Genomic DNA, 7931 nt, shown 5'->3' with positions numbered 1-7931 from the left:
GGAAATCGGCCTGCCCTCCCGCCCAGGCGAAAGCCCAGAATGGCGGTGGCAGGCCGATTTCCTGAAGCTCATCCTCCGTCTTCAGCCAGAGATCATGCGCCTCGCCTGCCAGATGCAGACGCACCTCCGGCACGTGCGGCGGGCACAGGATATCGGTGTTGGCGCGGATGAAGGTTTCCGGATCCGTTTTCACGACGGTCGGATCAAAGCGGTGGATTGTCGAGGCCGCCGAGCCGGCAGATATCCAGATATTCATCTTCCGTCACCGGCTGGACGGAGAGTCGCATCGAGGTCACCAGAGCCATTTTTTCAAATTTCGGATTGGCCTTGATGTCCTTCAGCGAAACCGGCTTCGGCAGATCGCAGACGGCGCGGATATCGACGCAGTCCCAGCGGGCGTCGCCCTCGGCAGTCGAATCCGGATGCGACAGCGCGCAGACCTCGGTGATGCCGACGATCTCCAGCCCCTCGTTGGAGTGGTAGAAGAAGCCCTTGTCGCCGATCTGCATGGTCCGCATGTTGTTGCGTGCGAGATAGTTGCGCACGCCGGTCCATTCGGTGCCTTGATCGCCCGCATCCTTCTGCATGGCCCAGGACCATTTGAACGGCTCGGATTTGTAAAGCCAGTACGCCATGCCGCCTCAGGCCTCCGGATTGTTGAAGACCCAATTATAGGGCTTGATCTCGACATGGGCGAACAGCCCGGCCTTGGCATAGGGGTCTTGCGCAGCAATTGCGCGGGCATCCTCGATGGTGTCGGCCTTCAGGATGACCAGGCTGCCGTTCGGCTTGCCGTCGCTGTCCAGAAACGGGCCGGCCATGGCCAGCGTGCCCTTTTCGTTGAGATCGGTCAGGAACGCGACATGCGGCGGACGCGTATCCAGGCGCAGTTGCAGGGCATTCGGCTTGTCGGTGCACAGAACGGCAAAAAGCATGACAGTCTCCTTGTTCGAAAGCCTCTGTTGCAAAGGCTGTTTCTCTATTCCCGGGTCATCGGGCGGGACATCAACTGGTCCAGCGCCGTCGTCACATCGGTCTTTCCGTCGATGATCGCGGCCACCGCCTGCGTGATCGGCATGTCGACGCCCAGCCCGTCTGCGACCCGTGCCGCGACCGACGCCGCAAAGGCCCCCTCGACAAGCTCCGCCCGGCCGGAAGCGCTGCCACGCTGGCCAAGGGCAACGCCGAAGCGCAGGTTTCGCGACTGGTGGCTGGTGGCTGTCAGAACCAGATCGCCGAGGCCTGAAAGCCCCCGCACCGTATCCGGATCACCGCCATGGGCCAAGACGAAGCGCGACATTTCGGCAAGGCCGCGCGCAATCAGCGCGGCGCGCGCGGATTCGCCCAGGCCCGCACCCTCGACGATGCCGCAGGCAATCGCCAGAACGTTCTTTAGCGCGCCACCGAGCTGTACGCCGGTTCGATCGCTGGAAGGGTAGAGCCGGAAGGTCTTCCCGGACAGCGCCCCGGCAAGGAAGGAGGCCCGGTCGATATCCGCGGCCGCAACGACCATTGCCGTCGGCAAGCCCCTGGCGATATCCGAAGCAAAGCCAGGACCGGAGAGAACGCCGATGCGCCGGTGATGCAGTTCCGCCTCCAGCACATCGGTCAGCATGCGCCCGCTGGCGCGCTCCATGCCCTTGGCGCAGGTGACGACATCGGCATCTTTTCCGATGAACGCGGACAGCGCGCGCGCCGCCTCCTGCTGGGCCTGCGACGGCATGGCGAAAAGCACGATGGCAGCGCCTGACAGCACGGTCGGGTCAACCGTCATTTTCAAGGTCTGCGGCAATTCGATGCCCGGAAGGGCGTCGTCGTTGCGGCCTGTTTCGGAAAACGCTTCGACGACGCTTTCGCGCCGCGCCAGAAGGATCACACCCGGATTGCCATTGGCGGCCGCAACTGCTGCGAGCGCGGTGCCGAAAGCACCCGAACCGACGACGACGATCTTTGGCGCAGTCTCGGTCATGACCTGTTTCCCATCATGATTTGGCTCCGCGTTTGCCTGATCCGATCAGCGCCTGCGCATCGGCATCCAGTGGCCAGCGAGAGCGCGGCGCAACCTCCAGACCATCAGCCGGAAGCCCGGCTGCCATGCGTTCGGCGCCGGCCCAGGCGATCATCGCGGCATTGTCGGTGCACAGATCGAGCGGCGGCGCCAGAAACCGGAACCCGTTGGAATCGCAAAGCTGCTGCAGCGTCGAGCGCAGAACCTGGTTGGCCGCGACACCACCGGCAACGACGAGCACGGGGCTTGCCGCCTGCCCGCTGAACTCGGCCTTGAAGCGCGAAAGCCCGCGGCCGATCCTGTCCTTCAGCGTGCGCGAGATCGCCGTCTGGAAGGAGGCGCAGATATCGCAAACATCCTGCTCGGTCACCGGTTCGATCGATTGCGCCACTTGCCGCACCGCAGTCTTCAGGCCGGAAAAGGAAAAATCGAGCCGTGCCTCGCCGACCAGCGGACGCGGAAAGACGAAACGATCGGGATTGCCGGTTCTGGCTGCACGCTCGACGGCGGGGCCACCGGGATAAGGCAGGCCGAGCAGCTTGGCCGTCTTGTCGAAGGCTTCGCCCAGGGCATCGTCGATCGTCGTGCCCCAGCGCGCATAATCGCCAATGCCCTTGATCAGGACCAGTTGCGTATGGCCGCCGGAGACCAGAAGCATGAGGTAGGGAAATGCCAGATTGTCGGTCAACCGGGCGGTCAGCGCGTGGCCCTCGAGATGGTTGATGGCGTAGAGTGGCTTGCCCGACGCCCGCGCGATGGCCTTGCCGGTCATCAGACCGACCAGCAGCCCGCCGATCAGTCCGGGACCACTTGTCGCAGCGATGGCATCGATATCGTTCAGCGTCACGCCGGCCCGCAACAGCGCTTCCTCGATCAGCGTATCCAGCGCATCCACATGAGCGCGCGCCGCGATCTCCGGCACGACGCCACCATAGGCGCTGTGCTCTTCCATCTGGCTGAGAACGACATCGCCAAGGATCCGCCCGCGACCGTCAGCATCGCGCTCGACGACAGAGGCGGCGGTTTCGTCGCAGCTTGTTTCAATGCCGAGGATGCGCAATGGCGGGGATAAGGGCGAGGACATGGGCCGTTCATTCAAAAGATTGCGGTCGCCCATAAAGGCGGTTACACGGAACCCGGTAACAACGGAACGCCATGGATGCAAACAAAACCTTTCCGGATCGGCACACGCGGCAGCCCGCTGGCGCTGGCGCAAGCCCATGAGACGCTCGACCGCCTGGTGGCGGCGCACGGCATGGCGTCGGAGATGTTCGAGATCGTCGTTCTCTCGACGATGGGCGACCGCATTACCGATCGCTCGCTGTCGGAAATCGGCGGCAAGGGGCTTTTCACGCAGGAACTGGAAGACCTCCTGATCACGGAAGGTCTCGATTTTGCCGTGCATTCCTCCAAGGACATGCCGACGAAACTGCCGACTGGACTGTTTCTGTCCGCCTATCTTCCGCGCGAAGACATTCGCGACGCTTTCATCGGCCGCACCGCAAAGAAATTGCTCGACTTGCCGAAGAATGCCGTCGTCGGCTCGTCCTCGCTGCGCCGCCAGGCGCTGATCCGGCGCCTGCGCCCGGATATCGAGGTGATCACCTATCGCGGCCTGGTCGATACGCGTCTGCGCAAGCTGGCCGAGGGCCAGGTCGATGCGACGCTGCTTGCCTTTGCTGGCCTGAAGCGTCTTGGCAAGGAGACCGTGCCAACGGAGATCATGGACCCCGACGCCTTTCCACCGGCGCCGGCACAGGGCGCGATCTGCATCGAAAGCCGGATTGGTGACGACCGGGTGAACCGGCTGCTCGAGCCGATCAACCACGTCCGCACGCATGAAACCGTGACCTGCGAGCGCGCCTTCCTCGCGGCCCTCGACGGATCCTGTCGGACGCCGATCGCCGGTTATGCGCTCTCGGACGGCGACACGCTGCGATTCTCCGGCATGGTCCTCACACCGGATGGCACCATGCACCACCGGATCTCGGCAGAGGGCAAGGCAAGAGATGCCCTGGAGCTTGGCAGGAAAGCTGGCGAGGACATAAGGATCATCGCCGGGACAGACTTCTTTTCGAGCTGGACCTGAGCCATGCGCATCCTTGTTACCCGTCCGCAACCGGCCGCCTCGAAAACGGCACGTCGGCTGCAGGAACTGGGGCATGAGGCGCTCGTCCTGCCGCTGATGCAAAGTGTTGCCGACGCGGATGTCGCACGCAGCGCCCTAAGGCAGGACTATGCAGCGCTGGCGCTGACAAGCGCCCAGGCTGCAGAGACCCTGGCCTCGATTGCGAACGACATCAAGGACCATCTCGACACGCCGGTTTTCTGCGTCGGCACGGCAACTGCAAGTGCCGCCCGGGCGCTCGGCTTTCGAAACATCATGACCGGAACCGGAACCGGCAGGTCGCTTGCCAGAATGCTGGCAGCGTCGCTTGCCGCTACCGACCCACGACAGACACTCTATCTGGCCGGCGCACCGCGCTCGCCAGACTTCGAGGCGAGCCTGCGTCGCGACGGGATCAGGTTCAAAGTGGTGGAATGCTACCGGATGGTGCCGGTGGATGGCGTAAAAACGCGCCTGCAGACAATTCTGGCCGAGACGCCGCCAGATGCCGTTCTGTTGTATTCGAGCGAAACCGCACGTCTTTTTCTCGATCTGCGGGGCGCTGAAGAAACACCTGACCTGCGTTATCTCTGCCTCAGCCCCGCCATCGCCCGAATTCTGCCGTCGACGACAGGCAATGTCGCGGTGGCCACGACGCCGGATGAAGACAGCCTGTTGAGGCTTCTCTAAAACGGTCTTGCGGCCAATCGACCGGAGAACGCCGCAGGTCATTTTGGACACGCGCAACACGCTCTAACAGGCTAAACCTGCAGCATAAATTCATCCAGAAAGCGAACCCGCTTCAAGGAATTATGCAGGAGGGGCTTTCCCTAGGCGGTCTGCGTGTCTAGGTTTAAAGCCAGACTTGAAATTCATGCGAACAATTCAACGGGAAGAGAAGACCATGGTACCGGATACCCCGCCGCGCCGTTCGAAACCCGATCAGCAGTCCTTGACCATCGAGCTGGAGGCCAACACAGAGCGGCCGGACGCGGCGGAGCGCGCCGACCTGCCCGAAACCCCGGCCGAAGAGCCGGTTGTTTCGACGGCAGGAACGGAGGAAAACGCCGCATCGCCTCTCCCGTCCGAGAACATGGACACGCCGGAAACGGAGGCCAGAGCGGAATCCGCAGCTGCAGCTTTTGCCGAAGAGCCAACCCGTGCCGAGGAACCGGTGCACGATCGGACAGAGCCGGCCCGACCACCGTCCAGCGCGGGCGCGCTGGCGGCCGGCATTCTGGGCGGCCTGATCACGCTTCTCGGCGCCGGCGGCCTGCAATATGCCGGCGTTCTGCCATCGCTCGCACCCGACACCGGAAGCAATGTCAGCCAAACCCTGGCAGCGGATGTCGAGGCGCTGAAGGTGCAGCTTGCCGCCGTCCCGCCGGCCTCGGAAACGGTCGATCTCGCGCCGCTCGAGACGCGCCTTGCCGAACTTGAACAGAACACGGCGCAGGCCGGAAGCGGCACGGCCGCCGACCTTTCGGGGCTCGAGGCCAGCATAACCAATCTCACCAATGAACTCGCGGCGCTCAAATCCGGCCTTGCCGATGCGCAGGCCTCGACCGAGACCACGACCACCGAGCTTTCGAGCCGCATCGAGGCAGCGGAAAAAAAGATCGACGAGCCGGCAAGCGACGTGCAACTGGCCCGTGCCGTGGCCGTGACGGCGCTGAAGACCGCGATTGATCGCGGCGGGCCGTTCCTTGCCGAACTTGATGCCCTGAAAAGCATCGCGGCCGAAGATCCGGCGGTCACGGGCCTTGCCGGCGATGCAACGACCGGGATTGCGTCGCGCGCCGACATGATCCGCGATTTCCCGTCGACCGCCGATGCCATGCTGGAGGCCAGCGAGTTTAAAGATCCGAACCAGGGCGTCTTCTCCCGCCTGATCGACAGCGCATCCTCCGCCATCCGGGTGCGCCCGGTCGGCAGTGTCGAGGGCGAAGGTCCTGCCGCTGTTGTGGCGCGGATCGAGAACAAGCTGACGAATGGCGACTTCAAGGGCGCCAGCCTCGAATGGCAGGCCTTGCCGGAAGAGGCAAAGTCCGCAGGCGCCGACTTCAAGACGAAGCTCGACCAGCGCATCCGGGTCGAAAGCCTGATTGACGCGGCCGTCGCTGGCGTCATGACCAATCAGGGCTGAGGAAAGAATTTGATGATCCGTATCCTGTTTTTCATCCTCATCATCCTGGCGCTTGGCGCAGGATTTTCCTGGCTTGCCGACCGTCCGGGCGAACTCTCGCTGATCTGGCAGGGACAGCGCATCGAGATGAGCCTGATGGTGGCGGCAACGCTGCTCGCCTCACTGGTCGCGGCAATCCTCATCACCGTCTGGATCGTGCGCGTGGTCTGGCTGTCGCCACACTCGATCACCCGCTATTTCCGGGCACGCAAGCGCGACCGCGGATACCAGTCTCTGTCGACAGGCCTGATTGCCGCCGGTGCCGGCGATGCCAATCTGGCGCGCAAGATGACCGCCCGGACAAAGGGCCTGCTCAGTGCGGACCAGGAGCCTTTGATCCACCTGCTGGAGGCGCAGACAGCGCTGATCGACGGCAAGTATGACGATGCCCGCAAGAAATTCGAGCTGATGGCCGACGATCCGGAAACACGCGAACTCGGCCTGCGCGGGCTCTATCTCGAAGCCAAAAGACTGGGTGCCAACGAAGCTGCCCGGCAATACGCCGAGCGCGCGGCCGACAAGGCGCCGCATTTGCCCTGGGCGACGCTTGCTGCGCTCGATTATCGCGGCCAGACCGGCCAATGGGACGAGGCCATCCGGCTGATCGACCAGAGCCGGGCTGCGCATGTGCTGGACCGCAAGGATGCAGACCGCAAAAAGGCGGTGCTTTTGACAGCGCGTGCCTCCGAAAAGCTGGAATCCGATCCGAAGGGCGCCCGCGAGGACGCGACAGCGGCGCTGAAACTGTCCGAAACGCTTGTGCCCGCCGGCCTGATTGCCGCGAAGGCCTATTTTCGCGAGGACAACCTGCGCAAGGGCGCCTCGATCCTGGAAAAGCTCTGGAAACACGAGCCACAGCCCGAAGTGGCAAGGCTCTACGTGCGGGCTCGCAACGGCGATTCCGCAACCGACCGGCTGAAACGTGCGAGCAAGCTGGAGGCGCTGAAGCCGAACAATGCGGTGGCACTGGCAACGGTTGCCGAAGCGGCCCTGGAAGCCCGCGAACTGCAGCTTGCCCGCAGCAAGGCCGAGGCCGCTGCAAGGCTTGCGCCGAGCGAAAGCGTGTTTCTCCTTTTGGCGGATATCGAGGAAGCCGATACCGGTGACGATGGCCGCATCCGCCACTGGATGAACCAGGCGTTGAAAAGCCCCCGTGATCCCGCCTGGACTGCCGACGGCGTGACATCGCCGGATTGGCTGCCCGTGTCGGCGGTCAGCGGCCGGCTTGATGCATTCGAATGGAAAGCGCCGGTCAGCCAACTCTCGGGACCAGTCGAGGACGGCGCGCTGAGCAGCATTGATGCCGCCATCCGGGCGCTGCCGCCGGTTTACGTCCCTCCGGTCCGGACGGATGAAACAGTCGCGCAGGCGCCGGAGATATTGGAGCCAGCCGAGACTGTGGTGCCGGAGCCGCAACCTGTGGCCGTCGCCGTTGTCGAACAGCCTGCCGTGAAGGTCGAAACGAGCCCGGAGACTGAAAAGCAGCCGGAAACGATCGTCACCGATGCGGTCGGCGCGCGAAAGAAACCGGACGCAGCACTCACGGAACCCTTTTTCGGCCATGCGCCCGACGATCCGGGCGTGCGCAAGGAAAAGCCACTAGAAAAGACGACATTCCGCGTGTTCTAGAT

At 63.6% G+C, this 7931-nt stretch carries 8 protein-coding genes and 1 pseudogene; 4 read left to right on the top strand and 5 right to left on the bottom strand.

Going from position 1 to position 7931, the window contains the following annotated elements; translation table 11 throughout:
- The 5 genes and pseudogenes from AX760_RS05480 to tsaD form a co-directional block, all read right to left on the bottom strand.
- Positions 1-193: pseudogene (locus tag AX760_RS05480) on the bottom strand (methyltransferase); the annotation flags it as partial.
- Between the two features lie 10 nt (positions 194-203).
- On the bottom strand, positions 204-635 hold the full coding sequence (locus AX760_RS05475) for an EVE domain-containing protein (protein ID WP_071831968.1): 432 nt from the start codon (positions 633-635) through the stop codon (positions 204-206).
- 6 nt (positions 636-641) lie between these two features.
- A complete protein-coding gene (locus tag AX760_RS05470) occupies positions 642-935 on the bottom strand; it encodes a YciI-like protein (RefSeq protein ID WP_071831967.1) in 294 nt (97 codons plus the stop codon).
- Positions 936-979: 44 nt separating this feature from the next.
- Positions 980-1969: an NAD(P)H-dependent glycerol-3-phosphate dehydrogenase gene (locus AX760_RS05465; protein WP_071831966.1), complete on the bottom strand. Its 990-nt coding sequence runs from the start codon at positions 1967-1969 to the stop codon at positions 980-982.
- A gap of 13 nt (positions 1970-1982) precedes the next feature.
- The gene (gene tsaD / locus AX760_RS05460; RefSeq protein ID WP_071831984.1) at positions 1983-3092 is read right to left on the bottom strand and encodes a tRNA (adenosine(37)-N6)-threonylcarbamoyltransferase complex transferase subunit TsaD; all 1110 of its coding nucleotides are present in this window, start codon (positions 3090-3092) and stop codon (positions 1983-1985) included.
- Positions 3093-3167: 75 nt separating this feature from the next.
- On the opposite strand from tsaD, the gene hemC reads away from it, so the two are divergent.
- The 4 genes from hemC (at position 3168) to AX760_RS05440 (ending at position 7929) form a co-directional block, all read left to right on the top strand.
- Complete coding sequence (gene hemC / locus AX760_RS05455) at positions 3168-4097, top strand: hydroxymethylbilane synthase (RefSeq protein WP_071831965.1); 930 nt, start codon at positions 3168-3170, stop codon at positions 4095-4097.
- Positions 4098-4100: 3 nt separating this feature from the next.
- Positions 4101-4805 carry a uroporphyrinogen-III synthase gene (locus AX760_RS05450; protein WP_071831964.1) on the top strand — a complete coding sequence of 235 codons (705 nt, stop codon included), beginning with the start codon at positions 4101-4103 and terminating at the stop codon, positions 4803-4805.
- Positions 4806-5019: 214 nt separating this feature from the next.
- Positions 5020-6261: a COG4223 family protein gene (locus AX760_RS05445; RefSeq protein ID WP_071831963.1), complete on the top strand. Its 1242-nt coding sequence runs from the start codon at positions 5020-5022 to the stop codon at positions 6259-6261.
- Between the two features lie 12 nt (positions 6262-6273).
- On the top strand, positions 6274-7929 hold the full coding sequence (locus AX760_RS05440) for a heme biosynthesis protein HemY (protein WP_071831962.1): 1656 nt from the start codon (positions 6274-6276) through the stop codon (positions 7927-7929).
- The last annotated feature ends 2 nt before the right edge of the window (positions 7930-7931 follow it).

The sequence above is a fragment of the Pararhizobium antarcticum genome (genome assembly GCF_001885585.1).
GTDB lineage: Bacteria > Pseudomonadota > Alphaproteobacteria > Rhizobiales > Rhizobiaceae > Pararhizobium > Pararhizobium antarcticum.
Note: the sequence above shows the minus strand (reverse complement) of the source record. Positions and strands in the feature narration are given on the sequence as shown.

What these genes read in the sequence shown, in the direction of transcription:
- AX760_RS05475 (WP_071831968.1), bottom strand. Translation starts at nt 635, where the DNA reads ATGGCGTACTGGCTTTACAAATCCGAGCCGTTCAAATGGTCCTGGGCC.
- AX760_RS05470 (WP_071831967.1), bottom strand. Translation starts at nt 935, where the DNA reads ATGCTTTTTGCCGTTCTGTGCACCGACAAGCCGAATGCCCTGCAACTG.
- AX760_RS05465 (WP_071831966.1), bottom strand. Translation starts at nt 1,969, where the DNA reads ATGACCGAGACTGCGCCAAAGATCGTCGTCGTCGGTTCGGGTGCTTTC.
- tsaD (WP_071831984.1), bottom strand. Translation starts at nt 3,092, where the DNA reads ATGTCCTCGCCCTTATCCCCGCCATTGCGCATCCTCGGCATTGAAACA.
- hemC (WP_071831965.1), top strand. Translation starts at nt 3,168, where the DNA reads ATGCAAACAAAACCTTTCCGGATCGGCACACGCGGCAGCCCGCTGGCG.
- AX760_RS05450 (WP_071831964.1), top strand. Translation starts at nt 4,101, where the DNA reads ATGCGCATCCTTGTTACCCGTCCGCAACCGGCCGCCTCGAAAACGGCA.
- AX760_RS05445 (WP_071831963.1), top strand. Translation starts at nt 5,020, where the DNA reads ATGGTACCGGATACCCCGCCGCGCCGTTCGAAACCCGATCAGCAGTCC.
- AX760_RS05440 (WP_071831962.1), top strand. Translation starts at nt 6,274, where the DNA reads ATGATCCGTATCCTGTTTTTCATCCTCATCATCCTGGCGCTTGGCGCA.